A 25,838-nucleotide genomic window follows, 5' to 3' on the forward strand; every position below is an offset into this window, starting at 1 on the left:
AGAAATGTGACGGCGATTAGCTATTCATAACTATGACAAATATGAACAGCTTCTGACATTTTGCATTTACGTACCTGTGATGAAGTGCAGATATCAACATTCGCAGGAGATCCGCCATGAGCAGAACCCCCGTATTAGAGATGCGCAGCATTGCCAAAACGTTTGGCAGTTTCCACGCGCTCAAGGGTGTGGATTTGACGGTCTTTCCCGGTGAGATCCACGCGCTGATGGGTGAAAACGGCGCGGGAAAAAGCACGCTGATGAAAATCCTCGCGGGGGCCTATACCGCCACCAGCGGCGAGATCCTGATCGACGGTCAGCCGTTTCATATTAAAGGGCCGAAAGATGCGCTGGCCGCAGGCATTACCCTGATTTATCAGGAGATGCAGCTGGCTCCCAACCTTACCGTTGCCGAAAATATCTTTCTCGGCAGCGAGCTGTCGCGCGGCGGGATGGTCCAGCGTAAAGAGATGGCCGCGCAGGCGCAGGCGGTGATTGACCGTCTCGGTGCCCAGTTCAGCGCCACCGATCTGGTCATGAAGCTAACCATCGCCGAGCAGCAGCAAGTTGAAATTGCCCGCGCGCTGCACCGCAACAGCCGCATTCTGGTGATGGATGAACCCACCGCCGCCCTCTCCTCACGGGAAACGCACCGCCTGTTCGAACTGATTTTGCGCCTGCGCGACGAAGGGATGGCGATTATCTACATCAGCCACCGCATGGCAGAAGTGTATGAACTCTCTGACCGCGTCAGCGTCCTGCGCGACGGGCAGTACGTCGGCAGCCTGACGCGCGACAAGCTGAACGCCTCCGAGCTGGTGCGCATGATGGTTGGTCGTCCGTTAAGCGATCTGTTTAACAAAGAGCGTGATATCCCCCTCGGCAGCCCGCGCCTCAACGTGCACCACCTCACTGACGGCAAAAAAGTGCTTCCCTGCAGCCTGCAGGTGCGTTCCGGCGAAATCGTCGGGCTGGCGGGCCTGGTCGGGGCCGGGCGCTCCGAACTGGCGCAGCTCATCTTCGGCGTGCGCAAAGCCACGGGCGGCATGATTGAGGTCGACGGCGAGCCGGTGGTGATCCACTCCCCGCGCGCGGCCATTGATAACGGCATCGGTTTTCTCACCGAAAACCGCAAGGAGCAGGGGCTGTTTCTGGAGCTGGCGGCCCAGGAAAACATCACCATGGCGACGCTGGAGCGCGACGCCACCTTCGGCATGCTAAACCGCAAAAAAGCCCAGTCCATTTCCGATGACGCCATTGCCCTGCTCAACATCCGCGTGCCGCATTCTCAGGTGCGCGCGGGCGGGCTGTCAGGCGGCAATCAGCAAAAACTGCTTATCTCCCGCTGGGTGGCCATCGGCCCGCGCATTCTGATTCTGGACGAACCGACGCGCGGCGTGGACGTCGGCGCGAAAAGCGAGATCTACCGCATCATGAACCAGATGGCGCGCAAAGGGGTGGCGATTTTGATGATCTCCAGCGAGCTGCCGGAAGTGGTGGGGATGAGCGACCGGGTCTACGTGATGCGGGAAGGCAGCATTGCGGGTGAACTGCACGGGCGCGACATCTCTCAGGAAAACATCATGACGCTGGCAACCGGCGTGAACGACACTCATCATCAGGCGGTGTAACCATGACACATTCAACCAGTCCGCAGCAGGTGGCGAAATCCGCCTCCGCAAAAAAAATGCTGATGAGCGATCTGATGCAAACGGTCGGTATCCTGCCGATTCTGATCCTGATTGTGGCGGTATTTGGCTTTATCGCGCCCAACTTCTTCACCGAGAGCAACCTGCTCAACATTACCCGCCAGGCGTCGATCAACATCGTGCTGGCGGCGGGAATGACCTTCATTATCTTAACCGGCGGGATTGACCTCTCCGTGGGCTCGATTCTGGGCACCACGGCGGTAGCCGCAATGGTGGTATCGCTGATCCCGGAATTCGCCATGCTCTCCATTCCCGCCGCGCTGATGCTCGGCATGGTGCTGGGCCTGTTCAACGGCGCGCTGGTGGCCTTTGCCGGGCTGCCGCCCTTTATCGTGACGCTCGGCACCTATACGGCGCTGCGCGGCGCGGCGTATCTGCTGGCCGACGGCACGACGGTCATTAACTCCAACATCAACTTTGAGTGGATCGGCAATAACTACCTCGGCCCGATTCCGTGGCTGGTGGTGATCGCCCTGGCAGTCATTGCTATCTGCTGGTTCATCCTGCGCCGCACCACGCTTGGCGTTCACATTTACGCGGTGGGCGGCAACATGCAGGCGGCGCGCCTGACCGGCATCAAGGTCTGGCTGGTGCTGCTGTTTGTCTACGGCATGAGCGGCCTGCTCTCGGGCCTCGGCGGCGTTATGAGTGCCTCACGCCTCTACAGCGCCAACGGTAACCTCGGCATGGGCTATGAGCTTGACGCGATTGCGGCGGTGATCCTCGGCGGGACCAGCTTCGTTGGCGGGATCGGCACGATCACCGGCACGCTGGTCGGCGCCCTGATCATCGCTACCCTCAACAACGGCATGACGCTGATGGGCGTCTCCTACTTCTGGCAACTGGTGATCAAAGGGGCGGTGATCATCATTGCGGTGCTGATCGACAAATACCGTACCCGACACCATCAAAGTGCATAACAACAACACCCTACAGCTTCGAGGAAACCAATATGCGTTTGAAACCCTTAGTGACCGCGCTCTGTGCTGGCGCGCTGCTTGCCGCAACGCCGTTTGCGCAGGCGAAAGATCTGAAATCCATCGGCGTGACGGTGGGCGACCTGGCTAACCCGTTCTTCGTGCAGATCACCAAAGGTGCCGAGCTGGAAGCGCGCAAGCTGGCTGGCGATAACGTCAAGGTGACGCTGGTCTCCAGCGGGTACGATCTGGGCCAGCAGGTGGCGCAGATCGACAACTTTATTGCCGCTAAAGTAGATATGATCATCCTCAACGCCGCGGATTCCAAAGGGATCGGCCCAGCGGTGAAGCGCGCGAAGGACGCCGGGATTGTGGTCGTTGCGGTTGACGTGGCGGCGGAAGGGGCTGATGCCACCATCACCTCCGATAACACCCAGGCAGGCGAAATGGCCTGTAAGTACATTACCGACCGCCTGAAAGGCAAAGGCAACGTGGTGATCATTAACGGACCGCCGGTCTCTGCGGTGCAGAACCGCGTGGAAGGTTGCCAGACTGAATTCAAAAAACATCCGGATATCAAGGTGCTCTCGGATAACCAGAACGCCAAGGGCAGCCGTGAAGGTGGCCTGGAAGTGATGACCTCCCTGCTGGCGGCGAATCCGAAGATCGACGGCGTATTCGCCATTAACGATCCGACCGCGATCGGTGCCGATCTGGCGGCGAAACAGGCGCAGCGCAACGAGTTCTTTATCGTCGGCGTGGATGGATCGCCGGACGGTGAGGAAGCCCTGAAGCGCGAAAACTCCCTGTTTGTGGCGACCCCGGCGCAAGATCCGCAGGTGATGGCGGCAAAAGCGGTGGAGATCGGCTATGACATATTACAGGGCAAACCGGCACCGAAAGCGCCTGTGCTGATCCCGGTGACGATGATCGATAAAAAGAACGTCGGCACGTATAAGGGTTGGACGGTTAAATGATCCTTTTCCCTCTCCCTCAGGGAGAGGGAACTGTTTTCAAGGAGTCCCCATGAAACGCTCCGACATCAATGAAATTCTCGGCCACACGCGACAGTTTTTTTCCATGCACGACGTGCATCTCCCGCCTTTTGCCAGCTTTCCGCCAACGAAATGGCAGCAGCTTGACCAGGCCGCATGGCAGGAGGTGTTTGACCTCAAGCTCGGCTGGGACGTGACGGCGTTCGGCGGCAGCAGCTTTGCCGCCGAGGGGCTGACGCTGTTTACCCTGCGCAACGGCTCGCCGAACGGCATGCCGTATGAAAAAGGCTATGCCGAAAAAATCATGCACGTGCGGGACGGCCAGGTCACGCCGATGCATTTTCACTGGCGTAAACGGGAGGACATCATCAACCGGGGCGGCGGGAATCTGATTGTTGAATTGTGGAATGCCGGTGCGCATGAAGAGACGGAAAACACAGACGTGACGGTCACCGTCGACGGCTGCCGTCAAACCCACGCGCCCGGCAGCCAGCTGCGCCTGCTGCCCGGGGAAAGCATCTGCCTCCCCCCAGGTCTATACCACAGCTTCTGGGGCGAACGCGGCTTCGGCGACGTGCTGGTCGGGGAAGTGTCGTCGGTCAATGATGATGAACATGACAACCACTTTTTGCAGCCCGTCGCCCGCTATAACAACATCGAAGAAGACGAGCCGGCGCTGCTGGTGCTGTGCAACGAGTACAACCTGTTTCGGATATAAGGGGTGAATAATGCCGCTGATTTCGCTTGCCGACAGTCTTGAGCACGCCAGGACGCATCGCTATGCGCTGGGCGCGTTTAACGTGCTCGACTCCCATTTCCTGCGCGCGCTGTTCGCCGCTGCAAAGCAGGAACGCTCGCCTTTTATCATCAACATCGCCGAGGTGCACTTTAAGTACGTGTCGCTGGATTCGCTCGTCGAAGCGGTTAAGTTCGAGGCCGCTCGCCACGATATTCCCGTGGTGCTCAACCTCGACCACGGGCTGCATTTTGAAGCCGTGGTACGCGCCCTGCGCTTAGGGTTCAGCTCCGTGATGTTCGATGGCTCAACCCTGAGTTACGAGGAGAACATTCGCCAGACGCGGGAAGTGGTGAAGATGTGCCACGCCGTTGGCGTGTCGGTAGAAGCCGAGCTTGGCGCAGTCGGTGGCGATGAAGGCGGTGCGCTTTACGGGCATGCGGATGAAGCGTGCTTTACAGACCCGCAGCGGGCGCGCGAATTTGTCGATTCAACCGGTATTGACGCGCTGGCGGTTGCCATCGGCAACGCGCACGGTAAATACAGGGGCGAGCCGAAACTCGATTTCCCGCGCCTGGACGCCATTCGCCAGCAGACGGGGCTGCCGCTGGTGCTGCACGGCGGCTCCGGCATTAGCGATGCCGATTTTCGCCGCGCAATTGAGCTGGGCATTCATAAAATCAATTTTTATACCGGGATGTCGCAGGCCGCGCTTGCCGCCGTCGAGCAGCGCATGGCAAACCGCCAGCCGCTCTATGACGAGTTTGCCGAGCTGCTGCTGGGGATAGAAGAGGCGATTACCGACACGGTCGCTGAACAGATGCGCATCTTCGGCAGCGCGGGGCAGGCATAATGGATCGTAAGGGCATCATCGCCGCAGGCAATATGCTGGTGGATCACGTTCATCAGATCGTGCAGTGGCCGGAGCGAGGCTGGCTGGCGGAAATCACCCACAGCGAACGCTCAACCGGCGGCGCGCCGCTCAACGTCCTGCTGACGCTGGCGAAGATGCACGTCGGCCTGCCGCTGCAGGCGGTGGGGCTGATTGGCGAAGACGGCGACGGAGATTACATCCTGGCGATGCTCGACCAGTACCACGTCAACCGCCAGCGCGTGCAGCGCACCACCTTTGCGCCGACCTCGATGTCGCAGGTCATGACCGACCCCAGCGGGCAACGTACCTTCTTCCACTCCCCGGGGGCCAACCGCCTGCTGGATCTGCCTGCTTTTGACCGTCTCGACGGGTCGATGAAAATTTTCCATCTCGGCTACCTTTTGCTTCTCGACAGCCTGGACATGCCCGATGACGAATTTGGCACCCGCAGCGCGCGGCTGCTGGCGCAGATGCGCGAGCAAGGGTATGAAACCTCGCTCGATCTGGTTTCCCGCAAGGGCGACCCGCGCTATCAGCCGCTGGTGCTCCCTGCCCTGCGCCATCTCGACTATCTGGTGATTAACGAGCTGGAAGCCGGCGAATTTAGCGGCCTGACAATGCGTGACGAAAGCGACGCTCCGCACATCGCCCATATCGCAGAAGCCGCGGCGCAGCTGCTGGCTGCCGGCGTTCGCCAGCGGGTGGTGATCCACTGTCCGGAAGGGGCATGGGGAGAAGCACGCGGTGAAGAAGGTCGCTGGATCCCGTCGTGGATGCTGGAGCAGGAAGAGATTATCGGCAGCGTCGGCGCGGGTGATGCTTTCTGTGCAGGTTTTTTATATGGCTGCCATGAATCGCTGCCGCTTGCGGAGAGCATTTATCTGGCACACGCCTGCGCGCGGGCTAGCCTGCTGGCCGCCAATGCGATCGACGGCGCGAAAACGCTGGCCGAGCTGCAGCTGTTTATCAAAGAGAATACTTAGGCCGCTTTCTCGCTATGAGATACATCGGTGGCAAACACGTAACCCAGCCCACGAATGGTTTTGATGAGGGCTGGCTGGTGCGGGTTAGCCTCGATCTTCCGGCGCAGGCGCATGATCAACACGTCGATAGTGCGATCGAACACCTCGGCGCTTTCGCTATGGGTCAGCTCAAGCAGCCGATCGCGGCTCAGCACCCGGCGGGCATTTTGCGTGAGCGCCAGCAGCAAGCCGTACTCGCCCTGGGTTAAGGGCACGGTATTCCGTTGCGGATCGCTCAGCTCGCAGCGGGTAGTGTCGAGCGTCCATCCATTAAAGACAATGCCCGCGACGGGCGCCGCGGAGGTTTCTGCGGCCAGCACGCCGGTACGGCGCAGTACCGCTTTCACGCGGGCAACCACCACGCGCGGGTTGAACGGTTTGCCAATATAATCGTCGGCACCCATCTCCAGCCCTACCACCACGTCTGACTCACTGCCCAGCCCGGTTAGCATCACAACCGGTAGCGCCGGACGCTGCTTTTGCAGCTGCAGCAGAACCTGCAGGCCGTTGATATCCGGCAGCATCATATCCAGCAGGACAAGCGCGATATCTGGCTCCTGCTGTACCCGGCGCAGCGCATCCTGGCCGTTATGGCAGACAAGCACGCTAAAGACGTGCTCGCTCAGCACGTCCTGAAGCAGTTCGCAGACTGCCGTATCGTCATCTACCACCAGAATCGCCGGTTTCATCATATGCTTCCGTCAGGGGATTATGTTAAGTCTGAACCATTCTGCCGTCGGCTCCAGTCAAATAGGTTTTTCAGTGACGGAAATTCAACCCATGTCACATCCGCTGCCCTGTCGACACGTCAATTTTGACGATTCGCTGCTTTTGGTCAGCGTTTTCACCGCAAATGGGCCGTAAAGTCTACGTATACCCACAATAAAAACATGGCATAGAAGCTGCATAGTGGGTGCGAACGATTCGATTAACTGGAGCAGACTGATGAAAAAAGTCGTCACGGTTTGCCCTTATTGTGCCTCAGGTTGCAAGATCCACCTGGTGGTCGATAACGGCAAAATCGTCCGGGCGGAGGCCGCACAGGGGAAAACCAACCAGGGTACGCTATGCCTGAAAGGTTACTACGGCTGGGATTTTATTAACGATACCCAAATCCTCACCCCGCGCCTGAAAACCCCAATGATCCGCCGCGAGCGCGGCGGCAAGCTGGAAGCCGTCAGCTGGAACGAGGCGCTCGATTACGTCGCCACGCGCCTTAGCGCCATCAAGGCCAAGTATGGCCCGGATGCGATTCAGACCACCGGCTCTTCACGCGGGACGGGGAATGAAACTAACTATGTGATGCAAAAATTCGCGCGCGCCGTTATTGGTACCAATAACGTCGACTGCTGCGCTCGCGTCTGACACGGCCCATCGGTTGCAGGTCTGCACCAGTCGGTCGGTAACGGCGCAATGAGTAATGCCATCAACGAGATAGATAATACCGATCTCGTGTTTATTTTCGGCTATAACCCGGCGGATTCTCACCCTATCGTCGCGAACCACGTTATTCGCGCTAAACAGAATGGGGCGAAAATCATCGTCTGCGATCCGCGCAAAATCGAAACCGCGCGTATTGCGGACATGCATATTGCATTGAAAAACGGCTCGAACATCGCGCTGTTGAACGCAATGGGGCACGTCATTATTGAGGAGAACCTGTACGACCAGGCGTTCGTCGCCACCCGTACGGAAGGCTTTGAAGAGTATCGGAAAATTGTCGAAGGCTATACGCCAGAGTCCGTCGAAGCGATAACCGGCGTTAGCGCGCAGGACATCCGTCAGGCGGCGCGGATGTATGCGGCCGCGAAAACCGCCGCCATCCTGTGGGGCATGGGCGTGACTCAGTTCTATCAGGGCGTGGAAACGGTACGTTCTCTGACGAGTCTCGCGATGCTGACCGGCAATCTGGGTAAAGCGCACGTCGGCGTGAACCCGGTACGCGGTCAGAATAACGTTCAGGGTGCCTGCGATATGGGCGCGCTGCCGGATACCTATCCGGGCTATCAGTACGTCAAGTTCCCGGAAAATCGCGAGAAATTCGCGAAGGCCTGGGGCGTGGAAAGTCTGCCTGAGCACACCGGGTACCGCATCAGCGAGCTGCCGCACCGCGCGGCGCACGGCGAAGTGCGTGCGGCCTACATCATGGGTGAAGATCCGCTCCAGACCGACGCCGAGCTGTCTGCGGTGCGCAAAGGGTTTGAGGATCTGGAGCTGGTGATTGTCCAGGATATCTTTATGACCAAAACCGCGGCGGCGGCGGATGTGATTTTACCGTCGACCTCCTGGGGCGAGCATGAAGGTGTCTACACGGCGGCAGACCGCGGCTTCCAGCGCTTCTTTAAGGCGGTCGAACCGAAGTGGGATCTGAAAACGGACTGGCAGATCATTAGCGAAATCGCCACCCGTATGGGTTACCCGATGCACTACAACAACACCCAGGAAATCTGGGACGAGTTGCGTCACCTGTGTCCGGATTTTTATGGGGCAACCTATGAAAAAATGGGTGAGCTGGGGTACATCCAGTGGCCATGTCGGGATGAGGCAGAGACCGACCAGGGAACGTCGTATCTCTTTAAAGAGAAATTCGACACCCCGAATGGGCTGGCGCAGTTCTTCACCTGCGACTGGGTCGCACCGATCGATAAGCTCACCGATGAGTATCCGATGGTGCTCTCCACCGTACGCGAGGTGGGCCACTACTCCTGCCGCTCGATGACCGGCAACTGCGCCGCACTGGCGGCGCTGGCGGATGAGCCCGGCTATGCGCAAATCAACACCGCCGACGCGGAGCGTCTCGGCATTGAGGACGAAGCGCTGGTGTGGGTGAACTCGCGCAAAGGGCGGATCATCACCCGTGCGCAGGTCAGCGACCGACCCAACAAAGGGGCGGTCTACATGACCTACCAGTGGTGGATTGGCGCCTGCAACGAGCTGGTGACGGAGAACTTAAGCCCGATAACCAAAACGCCGGAGTATAAATACTGCGCCGTACGCGTGGAGCCGATTGCGGATCAGCACACGGCGGAACAGTACGTGATCGACGAATATAACAAGCTGAAAGCCCGACTGCGCGAAAGCGCAATGGGTTGAAGCCGTTAATTCATCGTTGAATAAAGGGAGTGAAATATTCACTCCCTTTTTATTTCCGCTTAATTCATTAAATATATCAATTATTATTCTGGAAAGCGGCTCGCAGAAATAATGTAATTCTCGTGAAAAAGAATTACATCTTTGCATTTTAATTCAGAGGGATAAGATGTGCGGCGGGTGCTTAAGACTTTCTGTCTTGAGCATTGTTGAGGGACAGAAAGTAGGAAGCCCCGGGAAATTTTCATTTACCCGAGGCTACTCCCTCAACTACCAACAGGTTGAGAGTAGCCTCTTATTCTTTTTTACACAAGGAGTAAAAGGCATGACGCCATTAAAAACTGCGTTAGGCATCGTCTTTATTATTTGCCTGACGATAGTGATCTTTACCTTTATTACTCGCGGCAGGCTCTGCGAGTTTTCAATCAAGGGTGAACATCAGGAGGTGGCGGCTAAATTAGCCTGCAACGCAGGCTAACCTCTACGGGCGGAACGACGGTTCCGCCCGGCTTGTAGGATGCTGAGGTCTTAATGCACCCGTTTTTTTCTTTTGCTACCGCGATTATACTGCGCGGCGTGTACCCAGATGATAAGAATCCATGAAACCCATTTTTCTGTTGTTGTTATTTTTAACCTCGTTCGCTCGCGCGGATGAGATAGGCAGCCAGTACCAGAAACAGGCAGAAGCCGGCGATGCCCGTGCCCAGTATTATCTTGCCGATACGTACTTCAGCTCTGGCGACAGCAAGCAGGCGGCCCTTTGGGCTGAAAAAGCGGCAAAAGGTGGTGATGTCGATGCCATGGGGCTGCTCTCACAAATTCTCTTTACGCAGGGCGATTATCCCCAGGCTAAAGCGCTGGCGCAGCAGGCGACCATCGCGGGCAGCAAACGCGGCACCATTATGCTGGCGCGCATTTTGGTGAACACGCAGGCGGGTAAAACTGACTATTCCCAGGCCATTAAGCTGCTGCAAACGGCCACCGAAGATATCGACAACGACTCCGCGGTTGATGCACAAATGCTGCTGGGCCTGATTTATGCCAACGGTGTAGAAGTGGCCCAGGATGACGCCGTGGCGGCATCGTGGTTTAAGCGCAGTTCGTCTCTGTCACGCACCGGCTACGCGGAATACTGGGCAGGTATGCTGTTCCAGCAGGGTGAGAAAGGGTTTATCACGCCCAATAAACAGAAAGCGCTGTACTGGTTGAACCTGAGCTGTACCGAAGGGTTTGATACGGGGTGTGAAGAGTTTGATGCCTTGAGCGGCGAGTAACATGTCGGGTGGCGGCTTCGCCTTACCCGACCTACAAGACCCGTAGGCCCGGTAAGCGCAGCGCCACCGGGCTTTATTACATTACTGGTCGGCCGTCTTATCAAAACGACCCAGCACCTCGCGTTCATACGCCAGCGCTTTTTTACGATCGAATTTGTGTTCCCACTTGGCGATAACCAGCACCGCCAGGGCATTACCCACCACGTTCAGCGCGGTACGCGCCATGTCGAGGATACGGTCCACGCCGGCGATAAACGCCAGACCTTCCAGCGGAATACCAACGCTGCCCAGCGTCGCCAGCAGCACCACGAACGAGACGCCCGGCACGCCTGCGATACCTTTGGACGTCACCATCAGGGTCAGCACCAGCACGATCTCCTGCCACAGCGACAGGTCAATGCCGTACAGCTGTGCAATAAAGATAGCGGCGATACTCTGGTACAGCGTCGAACCATCGAGGTTAAAGGAGTAGCCGGTGGGCACCACGAAGCTGGTAATAGAAGCAGGCGCGCCGTAGGCCTCCATCTTCTCAATAATGCGCGGCAGCACGCTCTCGGAGCTTGCCGTGGAGTAGGCCAGAATCAGCTCGTCCTTGAGGATACGGATCAGGATCCAGATACTCAGCCCGCACAGGCGCGCCACAATACCCAGCACCACCAGCGCAAAGAACAGGATGGCGAAGTGTACCAGGATCACCAGCTTCGCCAGTGGCCACAGGGAGGCAAAACCGAAGTTGGCCACGGTGACGGCGATAAGCGCAAACACCCCTACCGGCGCGTAACGCATCACCATGTGGGTCACTTTAAACATGGTTTCGGAGATAGAGCGGAACACGGTCACCAGCGGTTCGCGGTGCGTCGCAGGCAGCGAAGAGAGTCCCAGACCGAACAGCACCGAGAAGAAGATGATAGGTAACATCTCGCCCTTCGCCATCGAGGCCACAATGTTGGTCGGTACCAGCGACAGGATCGTGCCCATCAGGCCATGCGCATGGCTCTGCACGTCAGCGGTCGTACTTTGGTATTTCGAAATATCCACCGTTGCCAGCTGCGACATATCAATCCCGGAACCCGGCTGGAACACGTTCGCCAGCGTGATACCGAGGATGATGGCGACCGTAGTGATCACTTCGAAATAGATAATAGTTTTCGCGCCAATACGTCCTAACTGCTTCGCATCGCCTACGCCCGCAATACCGACCACCAGCGTCGAGATCACGATCGGCACCACGATCATCTTGATCAGATGAATAAAGATATCCCCTGCCGGTGAGAGCAGATTCGCTATCAGCCATTCGCGGCTGTCGCTGTGATAGTGGAGGTAACTGCCCAGCAGGATGCCCAGCACAAGGGCGATTAAGATCTGCCAGGCAAGGCTCACTTTAACGTTTTTCATAGAAACTGACTTCCTCAATGAAGCGCCTTATTCATCAAAACTGCATGAATATGGGGACATACTGAAAGGGTATGAATTGTGTTGCGTTGGTTTATGGGATTTTTTAACGCGGCGTATGAGTATCATTTGCGCGGCCTGTTGCGCAAGCCTTAAAGAACGACGCATTTCACTCAAAAAAGCGGGGATGACGGGAGTTTGTCCTAATTCTGATAAATAACCTTTTGTTATAAAAAAGCTTTTTTAAACATAAATGTGAATAATCGTCAGCATAAATTATTTTCCTTCAAAGTTTCATTCGCTCATTTTTCAACCTATTCAAACAATGCGTGATCTGTAGCCCAAATAATAAACAAAGCTTGTAAAGCCCCTACAATTAACGTTTTAGTGACATATTATTAACATCTTACAAGGAGAAAAAAAGCCATGAGCCAAATACACAAACATGACATTCCCGCAAATATCGCGGACCGTTGCCTGATCAACCCGGAGCAGTACCACGAGAAATATCACCAGTCTATCACCGCTCCGGATACCTTCTGGGGTGAGCAGGGCCATATCCTTGACTGGATCAAACCTTATCAGAAGGTGAAGAATACCTCCTTTGCGCCCGGTAACGTCTCCATTAAATGGTATGAAGACGGCACGTTGAACCTGGCGGCGAACTGCCTTGACCGTCACCTTGCGGAGCGCGGGAATGAGACGGCCATCATCTGGGAAGGCGATGATGCCTCGCAGAGCAAACATATTACGTATAAAGAATTACACCGCGACGTGTGCCGCTTCGCCAATGTCCTGCTGGAAAGAGGCATTAAAAAAGGCGATGTGGTCGCTATCTATATGCCGATGGTGCCGGAAGCGGCGGTGGCGATGTTGGCCTGCGCGCGTATTGGCGCGATCCACTCCGTTATCTTTGGCGGTTTCTCACCCGAAGCGGTTGCAGGGCGTATTGTTGATTCCAGTTCAAAACTGGTGATCACCGCCGATGAAGGCGTGCGTGCAGGACGCGGTATCCCACTGAAGAAAAACGTCGACGAAGCGCTGAAAAACCCGAACGTCAACACGGTCAGCAGCGTTATCGTCCTTAAGCGTACCGGCGGCAAAATCGACTGGAACGAGGGGCGCGATCTGTGGTGGAGCGACCTGATTGAGAACGCGAGCGACCAGCACCAGCCGGAAGAGATGAACGCGGAAGATCCGCTGTTCATTCTTTATACCTCCGGTTCGACCGGCAAGCCGAAAGGCGTGCTGCACACCACCGGCGGTTATCTGGTCTATGCGGCAACCACCTTCAAATACGTCTTCGACTACCATCCGGGCGACATCTACTGGTGTACCGCCGACGTGGGCTGGGTGACCGGGCACAGCTACCTGCTGTACGGCCCGCTGGCCTGTGGCGCAACAACGCTGATGTTTGAGGGCGTGCCAAACTGGCCTACCCCGGCGCGGATGTGTCAGGTGGTCGACAAACATCAGGTCAATATTCTCTACACCGCCCCAACGGCGATCCGCGCATTAATGGCGGAAGGCGATAAAGCTATCGAAGGAACCGACCGCTCTTCGTTACGTATCCTCGGTTCCGTCGGCGAGCCGATCAACCCGGAAGCCTGGGAGTGGTACTGGAAAAAAATCGGTAACGAGAAATGCCCGGTGATGGACACCTGGTGGCAGACCGAAACCGGCGGCTTTATGATCACTCCTATGCCGGGCGCCACGCAGCTGAAAGCTGGCTCGGCAACCCGTCCGTTCTTCGGCGTGCAGCCTGCGCTGGTGGATAACGAAGGTAATCCGCTGGAAGGGGCCACCGAAGGCAACCTGGTGATCACAGACTCCTGGCCGGGCCAGGCCCGTACCCTGTTCGGCGACCACGATCGCTTCGAGCAGACCTACTTCTCGACCTTTAAAAACATGTACTTCAGCGGCGACGGCGCGCGTCGTGACGAAGATGGCTATTACTGGATAACCGGACGCGTGGACGACGTGCTGAACGTCTCCGGCCACCGTCTGGGCACGGCTGAGATTGAATCAGCCCTCGTGTCGCATCCGAAGATTGCCGAAGCCGCCGTGGTGGGGATTCCGCACAACATCAAAGGCCAGGCGATTTACGCGTACGTCACCCTGAACCACGGGGAAGAACCGTCGCCAGAGCTGTACACCGAAGTGCGCAACTGGGTCCGTAAAGAGATTGGCCCGCTTGCCACGCCGGACGTGCTGCACTGGACTGATTCGCTGCCGAAAACCCGCTCCGGCAAAATCATGCGTCGTATCTTGCGCAAAATCGCGGCCGGGGACACCAGCAATCTCGGTGATACCTCAACGCTCGCGGATCCTGGCGTGGTGGACAAACTGCTCGAAGAGAAGCAGGCCATCGCAATGCCTTCATGATTTTTTCTCCCTCTCCCCGTGGGAGAGGGCCGGGGTGAGGGCATCAGACCGCACCTTCCTCCCCTCACCCTAACCCTCTCCCCATAGGGGAGAGGGGATAAAACAAACCAACCTTACCTCTGGAGATTTCTGTGATGAATAACGATATTTGTCAGCAGATAGAGAATAGTGCGCACTACAGGGAGCTCGTCGATAAACGGCAACGGTTTGCCTTCTTACTATCCATCATCATGCTGATTATCTACGTCGGCTTTATTATGCTGATCGCCTTTGCCCCGCACTGGCTGGGCACCCCGCTGCACGCGGGTACCAGCGTGACGCGCGGTATTCCCATCGGCATTGGCGTGATTGTCATTTCATTTGTGCTGACCGGCGTTTACGTCTGGCGCGCGAACGGTGAATTCGATCGTCTTAATAAAGCGGTACTGCAAGAGGTAAAAGCGTCATGAAGCGAGTCCTGACAGCGCTAGCCGCCACACTTCCCTTTGCCGCCAGCGCGGCGGATGCCATTACCGGCGAAGTACAGCGCCAGCCAACTAACTGGCAGGCGATTGTGATGTTCCTGATTTTCGTCCTGCTGACGCTGTACATCACCTACTGGGCGTCGAAACGCGTGCGCTCCCGTAATGATTATTACACCGCAGGCGGCAACATTACCGGTTTCCAGAACGGGCTGGCGATTGCGGGTGACTTTATGTCCGCAGCCTCGTTCCTTGGGATTTCTGCGCTGGTGTACACCTCCGGCTATGACGGTTTGATCTACTCCCTCGGCTTCCTCGTCGGCTGGCCGATCATTCTGTTCCTGATTGCCGAACGCTTGCGCAACCTGGGCCGTTACACCTTCGCTGACGTGGCATCCTATCGCCTGAAGCAGGGGCCGATTCGCACCCTCTCCGCCTGCGGCTCGCTGGTGGTGGTGGCGCTGTATCTGATTGCCCAGATGGTGGGCGCGGGCAAGCTTATCGAACTGCTGTTTGGCCTGAACTACCACGTCGCGGTGGTGCTGGTCGGCGTGCTGATGGTGATGTACGTCCTGTTTGGCGGCATGCTGGCGACGACCTGGGTGCAGATCATCAAAGCCGTCCTGCTGCTGTTCGGCGCCAGCTTTATGGCCTTTATGGTGATGAAACACGTCGGCTTCAGCTTCAATAACCTGTTTACCGAAGCGATGGCGGTCCACCCGAAAGGGGAAGCGATCATGAGCCCGGGCGGGCTGGTGAAAGATCCGATATCCGCGCTCTCTCTCGGTCTCGGCCTGATGTTCGGCACCGCGGGTCTGCCGCATATCCTGATGCGCTTCTTTACCGTGAGCGATGCGCGTGAAGCACGTAAAAGCGTCTTCTATGCCACCGGCTTTATGGGTTACTTCTACATTCTGACCTTTATCATCGGCTTTGGCGCGATCATGCTGGTGGGGGCGAACCCGGCGTTTAAAGACGCGGCGGGCGCGTTGATTGGCGGTAACAACATGGCGGCGGTGCACCTGGCCGACGCGGTTGGCGGTAACCTGTTCCTCGGCTTTATCTCCGCCGTGGCCTTCGCCACCATCCTCGCGGTGGTTGCAGGGCTGACGCTGGCAGGCGCGTCTGCGGTGTCGCATGACCTCTACGCCAACGTGATCCGCAAAGGGGCAAGCGAACGTGATGAGCTCAAAGTCTCTAAAATCACCGTACTGGTGCTGGGCGTGGTCGCCATTCTGCTGGGCATCCTGTTCGAGAAGCAGAACATCGCGTTTATGGTGGGGCTGGCCTTCTCGATTGCCGCAAGCTGTAACTTCCCGATCATCCTGCTCTCCATGTACTGGTCGAAACTGACCACCCGTGGGGCGATGATTGGCGGCTGGCTGGGGCTGCTGACGGCGGTGATCCTGATGATTCTGGGTCCGACCATCTGGGTGCAGATCCTCGGTCACGCCAGCGCCATCTTCCCGTACGAATACCCGGCGCTGTTCTCTATCGCCGTGGCGTTCATCGGTATCTGGTTCTTCTCGGCGACCGACAACTCGCCGGAGGGTAACCTGGAGCGCGAGAAATTCCGCGCCCAGTTTATTCGTTCACAAACCGGTCTCGGCGTTGAGCAGGGCCGCGCGCACTAAGCCTTTCTCCCCGGTCATTCTGGCCGGGGAGCTTAAAACATCACCCACGCCACCAGCGGTGCAATCAGCACCATCACCACGCCTGAGAGCATCATCACCAGGCTCGCGACAACGCCCTCTTGCTGACCCAGCTCATACGAACGTGCCGTGCCCGCGCCGTGCGATGCCGCGCCGAACCCTGCCCCTTTCGCCATCCCTTCCCGAATAGAAAGCCGCAGAAAGAGCATATCGCCGACCGCCATCCCAAAGACGCCCGTCACCACCACAAACAGCGCCACCAGATCCGGCTGCCCACCGAGCGGTTTGGCCGCCGCCAGCGCAAACGGCGTGGTCACCGAGCGCACGGCGAGGCTGCGCTGAATTTCATCGGACAAGGTAAACAGCCGCGCCAGCCAGACAGAGCTACAGACCGCCACCACCGTCGCGGTGACAACGCCCGCGCTGAGCGACATCCAGTGGCGTTTGATAATATTCAGGTTGTCATAAACGGGGACGGCAAAGGCGATGGTCGCCGGGCCGAGCAGCCACAGCAGCCAGTGGGATTCACCAATGTAGTTCTGCCAGGAGATATGGCCGAAGACCAGCATCAGCACCAGCAGGATCGGCGTGAAGACCAGCGGCATCAGCGGCAGGGCATGAAAGCGGCGATAAAGCCGCTTGTTGGCGAAGTAGATGACCAGCGTTGCAACCAGGCACAGGACGCTTATCTGAAAGTTAGTCATGCTTCTGCCTGCTGATTTCAAAGCGATAGACTTTATCCACCACCCAGGCGGTCGCCCCCAGCACCATCAGCGTACTCAGCGCAATGACCGCGAAGATGCGCCATCCGTCGACCATCAGCAGCTGCGCGTAGTTCACTACCGCTACTACGGCAGGGACAAAGAACAGCAGCATCTCCGCCAGCAGCCAGCGCGCCCCGGCGCGTACCCAGTTAAGGGGGATCACGCGGCAGAGGATGAGCGTCAGCATCAGCAGCATCCCCACCAGGTTGGCAGGCAGCGGCAGATGGAGCCAGCCGACAAGATATTCAGCGAAAACAAACAGTCCCGCGTAGAGCAGTACCTGAACCGGTACCTGGAGTCGTTGAACAACGGCAGGCGTAACACGGCTTAACGCCACGGCCATGGGGGTTTTCCTCAAAAATGAGACGAGGCGCCAGTATAGAGAGCGCACGGTGTGGACTGAAATGAATTAAAATCATCAAAGGTATAGTTTCGAGGAATAATCATGGACATAAGAACGCTGCGCTATTTTGTCGAAGTGGTTCGCCAGCAAAGTTTTACCCGCGCAGCGGAGAAGTTGTTTGTTACCCAGCCCACCATCAGCAAGATGCTGAAAAACCTCGAAGATGAACTGAACTGTACCCTGCTGCTCCGCGACGGGCGCAAGCTGTTGCTGACCGATACCGGACGCGTGGTGTTTGAACGCGGGCTGGCGATTCTGGCGGAGTTTCGCCAGCTGGAAGCGGAGCTGGACGATATCAACCATCTGACCAAAGGAGTGCTTCGCCTCGGCATTCCACCGATGGTGGGAATGATGATGGCCGGGCCGATTAGTCTGTTTCGCCAGCGCTATCCCGGCGTTGAGCTGAAGATTTCGGAGTTTGGCGGGTTAACCGTCCAGCAGGCCGTTACCAACGGCGAGCTCGACGTCGCCATGACCGCCCTCCCCGTTGAGGAAGAGAGCGGTCTGGCGACGCTCCCGCTCTTTAGCCACCCGCTGTGCGTGCTGGTTCCCCGCTCCGGCGACTGGCTGAAAAGAGACGCGGTCAAGCCTGAACTGCTCGGCGAGCACCCTCTGCTGATCTACAACGAAGACTTCGCCCTCAGCCGCCAGCTGATGACGCTATTTAATCAACATAACGTGAAGCCGCGCATTGCGGTGCGCAGCGGCCAGTGGGATTTCCTGGCAGCGATGGTGCAGGCAGGCGTGGGGATTGCCATTCTGCCGCAGCCGATATGCGAGCGTCTGGATAAAAACACGCTGCGCTGGATCCCGCTGGAGAGCGACCTGCACTGGCAGTTGGGGATGATCTGGCGTGAAGGGGTCTATTTGTCGCACAGCGCGCAGGCGTGGTTGCAGTGTTGTGAGGGGTTTTGGATTTCCCCTCACCCTAACCCTCTCCCATAGGGAGAGGGAACCGATCGAGCACGTAGGCCCGGTAAGCGCAGCGCCACCGGGCAAAAGCGCGTTACTGATTCTCTATCAACAGCGCTTCCAGCAGATCCAGATCGTGCAGCAGCTTTTGCAGCGTCTCGTTGCTGATCTGCCGCGTGGCGCGCAGATGGTACAGCTCGGCACGCTCTGAGCGCAGCGCTGCCAGACGGAACCGGCGTTCCAGGTTCTCCTCCTGCAGCGAGCTTTCCACATCGTTACGCCCGTCTGCGCGGCGACGCAGGTTACCAATCACGCGGGAGCTGACCTCTGTCAGCAGCTGATTATCGATGTTCTCTTCCGCATCCGCGGCCAGGCGCTCTTCCATTTTCTGAATTGCGACAATCGCCACTTCGGCGGTGGCCGCACGCGCTATGCGCTCTTCTTTGTGCTGCTGGGTCGAATCACCCGCGTCGATATGCTGCAGCAAAATCGGCAGCATAATCACGCCGACAAACAGGGAGAACAGAATCACGCCCGCCGCCAGGAACACCAGCTCGTAGCGCGCCGGGAAGACATCGCCCGTGGGCAGCAGCAGCGGAATGGAGAGCACACCGGCAAGGGTGATTGCCCCGCGGACGCCGGCAAAGGAGGCAATCAGCAGCTCACGCGTTGTCCACGAGCCGAACTCCATCGGCTTTTTCTTCAGGAAGCGTACGCTGAAGTTTTTCATCGTCCACAGCCAGCCGAAACGCACCAGCATCAGCGCCAGGTAGATCAGCACGACGTCGGTAAACAGCATCCAGACCTCAACGTTCGGGTCGGCTTCGGCCGCCACCAGCGAGGATTCCATAATGCCCGGCAGCTGCAGGCCCAGCAGCAGGAACACCATGCCGTTAAAGACAAATTCCAGCATTGCCCAGGTGCTGTTGGCTCGCAGGCGCATGGCCAGCGGCGCGCGGCGCATTACGCCGGAGCGGGTGATGGTCATCCCTGCCGCAACCGCCGCCAGGATGCCCGACACGCCAATATGTTCGGCAATAAGATAGGAGGCAAACGGCAGAAGGAACAGCAGTACGATCTGCGTAGCGGGCTCATCACCGCCCCAGCGGCTGAGGAAGCGCAAAGAGCGACCGTACAGCCAGCTCACCACGAAGCCCGCCAGGATACCGCCAATGGCCACCTTAAAGAACTCCAGGGTCGCGCCGCCGACGGTAAAGACCATCGTGCCCATGGCAACGGCCACGGCAAATTTCAGGGCGACCAGGCCGGAGGCGTCATTCATCAGCGCCTCACCCTGTAAAATCCCCATAATTTTCTTCGGAATACGGCCTTCACCCACAATGCCGGAAAGCGCCACGGCATCGGTCGGCGACAGCACGGCGGCAAGCGCGAAGGCCGGAATTAACGGGATGCCCGGTACGGCCCAGTAGATGAGAAAACCAATCCCGACCACGGTGACCACCACCAGCGCCAGCGCCAGGCCGAAGATCTCTCGTCCGTGTTCAAGGAACTCGCGCGTCGGCGTTTTCCAGCCATCGGCAAACAGCAGCGGCGGGATAAACAGCACGAGGAACAGTTCCGGGTCGAACTCAACGTGCAGGCCAAACGTCGGCCACGCCAGCAGCGCGCCGATGGCAATTTGCATTAATGGCAGGGGGACCTGAAAGGGCAGTACGCGTGTAACCACCCCGGATAGCGAGACCACAAGGGTCATGATGAGTATTGTGAAGAAGATTTCCATGCGTTCCCTGTTTGCTGTGTTGCTTATGTACTACGGAAGGCGTCGTGCCTTTCATTCTATCTTCCTCAGAGTAACGTAAAAGGCAACAGGATGAGTCCGGAAAATAAAAACGGGCGGCCTGAGCCACCCGTTTTCGCATCAAAGGACAATTTAGATTGCCCAGCCGCCCGCGTAGAACGCCACCAGCGCAACGGCGATGACCACGGTGCCGACGTTCAGCTTGCGCCACTCGCCGGAGACCAGACGACCAATCACCAGCGACGCGAAGCCGATCATAATGCCGGTAACGATGTTACAGGTCAGCACGATAAAGACCGCGGTAATCAGGCCAGACATGGCGTCCACGAAATCCGCAAAGTCGATTTTCGCCACGTTGCTCAGCATCAGCAGGCCAACGTACATCAGCGCCGGTGCGGTCGCATACGCCGGAACCAGGTAGGAGAGCGGAGAGAGGAACAGAATAAGCATGAACAGCACGCCGACGGTGATCGCCGTCAGGCCGGTTTTACCGCCTGCCGCCGTTCCCGCTGCGGACTCGATGTACACTGCCGCAGGGGCCGCGCCCACCAGGCCAGAGAAGACGCTGCTCAGGGAGTCGGTGGTCAGCGCTTTGCCGCCATCAATAATCTGGCCGTCTTTATCCAGCAGGTTTGCCTGACCCGCGACCGCACGAATGGTGCCCGTCGCGTCAAATACGGCGGTCATCACCAGCGCCAGCACGCTTGGCAGGATCACCGGGTTCAGCGCGCCAACGATATCCAGGCTGCCAATCAGGGAGTTGCCTTTGTCATCGCTCAGCGACGGCATAGCGAAAATACCGGAGAAGTGGACGTTCGGATCGAAAATCAGGCCGACAATGGAAACGCCGATAATGGTCAGCAGAATGCCGCCCGGGACTTTCAGTTTTTCCAGACCGATAATCACCGCCAGGCCGATCAGCGACATGATCACCGGGAAGCTGGCGAAATGACCCAGCGCCACCGGCAGACCTTCCAGCGGGTTCTTGATGACCAGGCCGACGCCGTTAGCGGCGATCAGCAGCAGGAACAGGCCGATGCCGATACCGGTACCGTGCGCCACGCCCTGCGGCAGGTTGCGCAAAATCCAGCTACGGATGCCGGTCGCTGAAATAACGGTAAACAGCACACCCATCAGGAACACGGCGCCCAGCGCAACCGGTACGCTGATGTGCTGGCCCAGCACCAGGCTGAACGCGGTAAAGGCGGTCAGGGAGATAGCGCAACCAATCGCCAGCGGCAGGTTCGCCCACAGGCCCATCACGATAGAGCCCACGCCGGCCACCAGGCAGGTCGCTACAAAGACGGCCGCTGGCGGGAAGCCCGCTTTGCCCAGCATGCCCGGCACAACGATGACGGAGTAAACCATCGCCAGAAACGTTGTCAGACCGGCAACGATTTCCTGGCGCACGGTGCTGCCGCGAGCCGAAATTTTAAACATGGCGTCAAGTGAACCGCCGGTACGCGCAGATGGCGTAGACATAGAAAACATCCCCTGAGTTTTTTTTAGGAAGTTCGTAAGCGAGGTGGAGACGCCACTGCCAGCTAAACGTCAAATCCTTGTGTTGCGTTTGCGACGAAAGGGCGTCACAAAAAAAGCAAACGTTTAGCTCCGCACTTACAAACGGGTGGTCAAATTAAGGCAAACGATTATCTAGCCTAATACCCGCCCTTTTCAACTGAACTTTATCGTTTTTCGCTAAAATTCGCTTATGACGCTGAAGAAATAAACAGAGGATGCGCAAACGTTATCGTCTATGCGCAATTTGTTTACATTTCAATCCTCACCCGGGATAGATAACGGGCCGCCCTGTTGCAGCGTTTTTTGCCAGCCAGGGCTGTTCTCAACCTTTGTCTTCCATGCCTGAATATGCGGCAGATTAGCGATACCGCCGCGTGCCAGCAGGGCAAAAATCGGGAAGCTCATCTGAATGTCGGCCATGCTGAGCGAATCCCCGGCAAACCAGCTGTTTTCAGCAAGATGTGACTCAATAAAGCGCGCATGGGTTTCCAGCTGACGGTTGAGATACGCTTTCTGCACCCCCTGTCCCAGCGCTTTGCCCAGGGTTCTGATACCAAACGGCACGGGCGGCTTGCCGAGGCTATTGAAAACCAGCTTCATCAACAGCAGCGGCATTAGCGATCCTTCAGCATAATGCAGCCAGAAGCGGTACTGCACCTTATGTGCCGGATCTAACGGCTTAAGCCGTGACTCGGCATCGTACGTTTCCTGCAGGTACTCCAGAATAGCGCCTGACTCCGCAAGGATCAGCCCGTTATCTTCGATGACCGGTGATTTGCCCAGCGGATGCACTTTTTTGAGTGACTCAGGCGCCAGCATGTTCTTTTCGCGCTGGTAGTGAACGATCTCATAAGGCAGGGCGAGTTCTTCCAGCGCCCAAATTACGCGGTGCGAACGAGACTGGTTGAGGTGGTGTACCGTGAGCATGGTTTTCTCCTGTTATTCATACTTTTTAACTATAGAAAATCGAACAACACCGCGAAAAAATTTCGTCTAAAAAAGGGCGAGCGCGGCTGGCGAAAAAACGGGTCTTGCTTAGAATTAAAGTGTCAGCACAATCCGGAACCTCCCCAACCCGCTCGACATGAGGGGTGCTGACGTCGGGGGAAACCCTCCCGTGAACCAGCGGGATAGAGTGAAAGACAAAGACCGGGAAAAACTAAAGCGCCCTTATGTGGCGCTTTAGTTCTTTATTATGCTTTTTGCCGGGTGACGCTTCGCTTACCCGGCCTACGTTCTGGGTTTTGTAGGCCGGGTAAGGCGCAGCCGCCACTCGGCAAACAGGCCGCAAAGACTCAATCCTCTTCCAGCAACCGCGCCCCTGTCCCCTGCTCGCCCAGCCGGTCTCCCGGGTTACGCAGCGGACAATCGCTACGGGACAAACAGCCGCAGCCAATACAGCCATCCAGCTCGTCGCGCAGGGCAACCAGCGTATGGATACGCCTGTCCAGCTCTTCACGCCACTGGGATGACAGCTCCTTCCACTCTTTCGGGCTCAGCGTATGCCCTTCCGGCAGCACGCCAAAGGCTTCGCCAATGGTGGCCAGGGGAATTCCGATTCGCTGCGCAATTTTGATAATCGCTACGTAGCGGAGCACGTCGCGGGTGTAGCGACGTTGGTTTCCCCCGTTACGGATGCTCTTGATTAACCCTTTGCTTTCATAGAAGTGGAGAGCCGACACGGCAACGCCGCTTCGCTTTGCCACTTCACCGGGAGTTAATAGCGCTTTAATTCGCGGCAATCTCTTTTCCATAAAACCCCTTTACCTCAAGTTAACTTGAGGAATTATACTCCCCCGCAGAGAAAACGACGAATTAACCGAGATAGTTGTATCTACAGAGGGGCAACCTTATGTCGCATCAGCAGATTATTCAGTCACTTATTGAATGGATTGATGAACATATCGACCAACCGTTAAACATTGATGTGGTCGCGAAAAAGTCGGGCTATTCGAAATGGTATTTACAGAGAATGTTCCGCACGGTTATGCATCAGACGCTGGGGGAGTACATTCGTCAGCGCAGGCTGTTGCTGGCGGCGCAGGCGTTACGCTCAACGCAGCGGCCGATTTTTGATATCGCGATGGATCTTGGCTATGTATCGCAACAGACCTTTTCCCGCGTGTTTCGCCGCGAGTTTGACCGCACGCCGAGCGATTATCGCCACCAGCTGAATTAAGCGTTCTCAGTGCAAAGGTTGCTGCTGCCAGGTCATAAATTCCTGGGGCGGCATCGCTTTCGCGAAGTGCCATCCCTGACAATACTGGACGCCGCGCTTCAACAGCCAGCTTACCTGCTCTGCCGTCTCGACCCCTTCCGCAATGGTTTTAAGCCGCAGGCTTTGGGCCATCTCGATAATATGCTCGGCGATCAGGTGGCTGGTACTGTTGGTCGTTAAGGTATCGATAAACGATTTATCGATTTTCAGAATATCCACGTTCAGCGAATAGAGGTTGTGCAGGTTCGAGTAGCCGGTACCGAAGTCATCGATCGCGACTTCATAACCCGCCTGGCGGAAAGCCTGAATCACCGGCGTGGTTTTTGGCACATCGATAAAACCGCGTTCCGTCACTTCAATTTTGATTTGCTGCGCGCGTACGGCGTAGTGGCGGGCCTTGTCAGAAATCATGGCGATCAGCCGCGAGGAGTGGAAATCCGTGGCCGACAGGTTGACCGAAATATAGAGATGCGGATGCTCGGCCAGGAAATGGCCCAGATCGCTGAACACCTCCTCAACGACATAGTCCGTAATCCGCTCGCTCATGCCCTCTTTTTCCGCCAGCGGAATAAACTCGGCCGGGCTCATCACCTGCCCGTTAAAACCGGGCCAGCGTAACAATGCCTCCGCACCCACACACTGATTATTTTTGATATCAATAATTGGCTGATAGTGAACGCAAAGCTGCCGTTTGTTCAGCGCCCGGTGCAGCAGGCGCCCCGGCGAATTAAGCTCGCGATGGGTACGCGACCAGACCAGCAAAATAATAATGCTGCAGATCATACCCAGCGGCAACGTTAACGTCGCCTGATGATAAAGCGTTTCATAAAAGCGTTTATTTGATGTCGACACAATAGCCGCGATAGGTCTTTTGGGCGATTTTACGACCGTATAAAAGCGGTTATCTTTTTGAAATACCGATTCCTTATCCCGAATCATCGAATTTAATAAAGAAATATTGGCTTTCGGGCTGACGGAAAAGAACGCATTGGTTACCGTGTCGTACACTCCCCACGAGAGAGAATGATCCGCGGACATGACTTCGCTGTATGAAAGCGGATTGACGACCACCACATAATTTCCACGCTGCATATATGTCATTTTATAGCCAGTATAAAATGGGGTATCGCGATAATAATAGATAGCGACGTCAGGTTTGCGCGTGTAATTAGCGACGGGAATGGCGTAAGGTTGATCCGGTGTAAAAACGGTCGAACAAAGAAAATTCTGACCTTCCGCATAAATTAAATCGGCAACAAACAGCCGGCCACGAACAACGTTCAACATATATTGACGGTGTCCCGGCGTACAACGCTCACCCTGATATTTTTCAGCCTCGTCGCGGGCCAGATCAACCTGCTGAATAACCAGCTCGGTCTTGTCTAAAGCCAGTTCAGCAAATGTGCGTAGCTGGGCGCTTGTTTCAGATACGGCTCTAAGCTGGGCAAACCATAGCGCAAGCATCACCGGCAGCATAACTACCATGATGATCCCTACCACCCTGAGCATCTTGCGCCGCGCGCTACGATTCATTTCCCGCCCTATATCCCTGCATGTTGTACGCCTGTAGTAATGAAGGCCGGATGCTTTGTTAAACAGGTGATTACGTTGCATGAATCATGCGAAGTTAGCAACTGACTTTTAGTATTAAAAATCTTAAATTTCGTTATGACGATAATATTTTCCCGTAAGTGAAACTGTAAGTATTCGTTCCGTTTCAATTAAGGAAAATAATTATCCAGCCCGCCAGGGCT

The 25,838-nt window shown here is 56.8% G+C and carries 23 protein-coding genes; 14 read left to right on the forward strand and 9 right to left on the reverse strand.

Annotated features, from left to right (window positions below; all coding sequences use genetic code 11):
• Nucleotides 1-116 precede the first annotated feature (116 nt).
• The 6 genes from AC3WOK_RS21785 to AC3WOK_RS21810 are packed head-to-tail and all read left to right on the forward strand — an operon-like array spanning nucleotide 117 to nucleotide 6,214.
• On the forward strand, nucleotides 117-1,631 hold the full coding sequence (locus tag AC3WOK_RS21785) for a sugar ABC transporter ATP-binding protein (protein WP_447854966.1): 1,515 nt from the start codon (nucleotides 117-119) through the stop codon (nucleotides 1,629-1,631).
• Nucleotides 1,632-1,633: 2 nt separating this feature from the next.
• A complete protein-coding gene (locus AC3WOK_RS21790; RefSeq protein ID WP_063429883.1) occupies nucleotides 1,634-2,629 on the forward strand; it encodes an ABC transporter permease subunit in 996 nt (331 codons plus the stop codon).
• Nucleotides 2,630-2,661: 32 nt separating this feature from the next.
• Entirely contained in the window at nucleotides 2,662-3,603 is a 942-nt protein-coding gene (locus tag AC3WOK_RS21795) for an ABC transporter substrate-binding protein (RefSeq protein ID WP_021242935.1), read from the forward strand.
• Between the two features lie 49 nt (nucleotides 3,604-3,652).
• Nucleotides 3,653-4,339, forward strand: a complete 687-nt coding sequence (locus tag AC3WOK_RS21800; protein WP_447854965.1) for a D-lyxose/D-mannose isomerase — start codon at nucleotides 3,653-3,655, stop codon at nucleotides 4,337-4,339.
• A gap of 10 nt (nucleotides 4,340-4,349) precedes the next feature.
• Nucleotides 4,350-5,210, forward strand: coding sequence for a ketose 1,6-bisphosphate aldolase (locus AC3WOK_RS21805; RefSeq protein ID WP_492355106.1), 861 nt, complete (start codon nucleotides 4,350-4,352; stop codon nucleotides 5,208-5,210).
• Entirely contained in the window at nucleotides 5,210-6,214 is a 1,005-nt protein-coding gene (locus tag AC3WOK_RS21810) for a carbohydrate kinase family protein (protein WP_492355107.1), read from the forward strand. Before AC3WOK_RS21805 ends, AC3WOK_RS21810 begins: the two co-directional genes overlap by 1 nt.
• On the opposite strand, the gene AC3WOK_RS21815 is transcribed toward AC3WOK_RS21810, so the two are convergent.
• On the reverse strand, nucleotides 6,211-6,942 hold the full coding sequence (locus tag AC3WOK_RS21815; protein WP_059312925.1) for a response regulator: 732 nt from the start codon (nucleotides 6,940-6,942) through the stop codon (nucleotides 6,211-6,213). The genes AC3WOK_RS21810 and AC3WOK_RS21815 overlap by 4 nt on opposite strands.
• A 256-nt stretch (nucleotides 6,943-7,198) precedes the next feature.
• On the opposite strand from AC3WOK_RS21815, the gene fdhF reads away from it, so the two are divergent.
• The 3 genes from fdhF (at nucleotide 7,199) to AC3WOK_RS21830 (ending at nucleotide 10,617) form a co-directional block, all read left to right on the forward strand.
• The gene (gene fdhF, locus AC3WOK_RS21820; protein WP_492355108.1) at nucleotides 7,199-9,346 is read left to right on the forward strand and encodes a formate dehydrogenase subunit alpha; all 2,148 of its coding nucleotides are present in this window, start codon (nucleotides 7,199-7,201) and stop codon (nucleotides 9,344-9,346) included.
• A 322-nt stretch (nucleotides 9,347-9,668) separates the two neighbouring features.
• Nucleotides 9,669-9,821: a Hok/Gef family protein gene (locus AC3WOK_RS21825; RefSeq protein ID WP_063429890.1), complete on the forward strand. Its 153-nt coding sequence runs from the start codon at nucleotides 9,669-9,671 to the stop codon at nucleotides 9,819-9,821.
• A 121-nt stretch (nucleotides 9,822-9,942) separates the two neighbouring features.
• Entirely contained in the window at nucleotides 9,943-10,617 is a 675-nt protein-coding gene (locus AC3WOK_RS21830) for a tetratricopeptide repeat protein (protein WP_063429892.1), read from the forward strand.
• 81 nt (nucleotides 10,618-10,698) lie between these two features.
• Here the strand turns inward: AC3WOK_RS21830 and gltP are convergent, their stop codons facing one another.
• On the reverse strand, nucleotides 10,699-12,012 hold the full coding sequence (gene gltP, locus AC3WOK_RS21835; RefSeq protein ID WP_024906735.1) for a glutamate/aspartate:proton symporter GltP: 1,314 nt from the start codon (nucleotides 12,010-12,012) through the stop codon (nucleotides 10,699-10,701).
• 423 nt (nucleotides 12,013-12,435) lie between these two features.
• Between gltP and acs the strand changes: the two genes are divergently transcribed.
• The 3 genes from acs (at nucleotide 12,436) to actP (ending at nucleotide 16,489) form a co-directional block, all read left to right on the forward strand.
• Entirely contained in the window at nucleotides 12,436-14,394 is a 1,959-nt protein-coding gene (gene acs / locus AC3WOK_RS21840) for an acetate--CoA ligase (RefSeq protein ID WP_063429894.1), read from the forward strand.
• Nucleotides 14,395-14,528: 134 nt separating this feature from the next.
• The gene (locus tag AC3WOK_RS21845) at nucleotides 14,529-14,843 is read left to right on the forward strand and encodes a DUF485 domain-containing protein (RefSeq protein WP_047345579.1); all 315 of its coding nucleotides are present in this window, start codon (nucleotides 14,529-14,531) and stop codon (nucleotides 14,841-14,843) included.
• Nucleotides 14,840-16,489 carry a cation/acetate symporter ActP gene (gene actP, locus AC3WOK_RS21850; protein WP_447854960.1) on the forward strand — a complete coding sequence of 550 codons (1,650 nt, stop codon included), beginning with the start codon at nucleotides 14,840-14,842 and terminating at the stop codon, nucleotides 16,487-16,489. Before AC3WOK_RS21845 ends, actP begins: the two co-directional genes overlap by 4 nt.
• Before the next feature lie 32 nt (nucleotides 16,490-16,521).
• Here actP and AC3WOK_RS21855 read toward each other — a convergent pair whose 3' ends face one another.
• Both AC3WOK_RS21855 and AC3WOK_RS21860 read right to left on the reverse strand, forming a co-directional pair.
• Nucleotides 16,522-17,211: an LrgB family protein gene (locus AC3WOK_RS21855; RefSeq protein WP_447854959.1), complete on the reverse strand. Its 690-nt coding sequence runs from the start codon at nucleotides 17,209-17,211 to the stop codon at nucleotides 16,522-16,524.
• A complete protein-coding gene (locus tag AC3WOK_RS21860) occupies nucleotides 17,204-17,614 on the reverse strand; it encodes a CidA/LrgA family protein (protein WP_059312929.1) in 411 nt (136 codons plus the stop codon). The genes AC3WOK_RS21855 and AC3WOK_RS21860 overlap by 8 nt, the downstream gene beginning before the upstream one ends.
• A 102-nt stretch (nucleotides 17,615-17,716) precedes the next feature.
• Here AC3WOK_RS21860 and AC3WOK_RS21865 point away from each other — a divergent pair, with 102 nt between their 5' ends.
• Nucleotides 17,717-18,619: a LysR family transcriptional regulator gene (locus tag AC3WOK_RS21865; RefSeq protein ID WP_059312930.1), complete on the forward strand. Its 903-nt coding sequence runs from the start codon at nucleotides 17,717-17,719 to the stop codon at nucleotides 18,617-18,619.
• A 61-nt stretch (nucleotides 18,620-18,680) separates the two neighbouring features.
• Here AC3WOK_RS21865 and AC3WOK_RS21870 read toward each other — a convergent pair whose 3' ends face one another.
• The 4 genes from AC3WOK_RS21870 to soxR all read right to left on the reverse strand — a co-directional run bounded on the left by AC3WOK_RS21870 (nucleotide 18,681) and on the right by soxR (nucleotide 23,620).
• Complete coding sequence (locus tag AC3WOK_RS21870; RefSeq protein WP_023334184.1) at nucleotides 18,681-20,327, reverse strand: Na+/H+ antiporter; 1,647 nt, start codon at nucleotides 20,325-20,327, stop codon at nucleotides 18,681-18,683.
• 150 nt (nucleotides 20,328-20,477) lie between these two features.
• Nucleotides 20,478-21,827, reverse strand: a complete 1,350-nt coding sequence (gene ghxP, locus AC3WOK_RS21875; RefSeq protein WP_047345583.1) for a guanine/hypoxanthine transporter GhxP — start codon at nucleotides 21,825-21,827, stop codon at nucleotides 20,478-20,480.
• 294 nt (nucleotides 21,828-22,121) lie between these two features.
• Nucleotides 22,122-22,793, reverse strand: coding sequence for a glutathione S-transferase family protein (locus AC3WOK_RS21880; protein WP_059312932.1), 672 nt, complete (start codon nucleotides 22,791-22,793; stop codon nucleotides 22,122-22,124).
• A gap of 368 nt (nucleotides 22,794-23,161) precedes the next feature.
• Nucleotides 23,162-23,620: a redox-sensitive transcriptional activator SoxR gene (gene soxR, locus AC3WOK_RS21885; RefSeq protein ID WP_023331806.1), complete on the reverse strand. Its 459-nt coding sequence runs from the start codon at nucleotides 23,618-23,620 to the stop codon at nucleotides 23,162-23,164.
• 98 nt (nucleotides 23,621-23,718) lie between these two features.
• On the opposite strand from soxR, the gene soxS reads away from it, so the two are divergent.
• Nucleotides 23,719-24,045: a superoxide response transcriptional regulator SoxS gene (gene soxS, locus AC3WOK_RS21890; protein ID WP_447854958.1), complete on the forward strand. Its 327-nt coding sequence runs from the start codon at nucleotides 23,719-23,721 to the stop codon at nucleotides 24,043-24,045.
• A gap of 6 nt (nucleotides 24,046-24,051) precedes the next feature.
• Here the strand turns inward: soxS and AC3WOK_RS21895 are convergent, their stop codons facing one another.
• A complete protein-coding gene (locus AC3WOK_RS21895; protein ID WP_047345585.1) occupies nucleotides 24,052-25,617 on the reverse strand; it encodes an EAL domain-containing protein in 1,566 nt (521 codons plus the stop codon).
• Nucleotides 25,618-25,838: the final 221 nt, after the last annotated feature.

The sequence above is a fragment of the Enterobacter sp. FW301-JW81 genome, assembly GCF_058788735.1.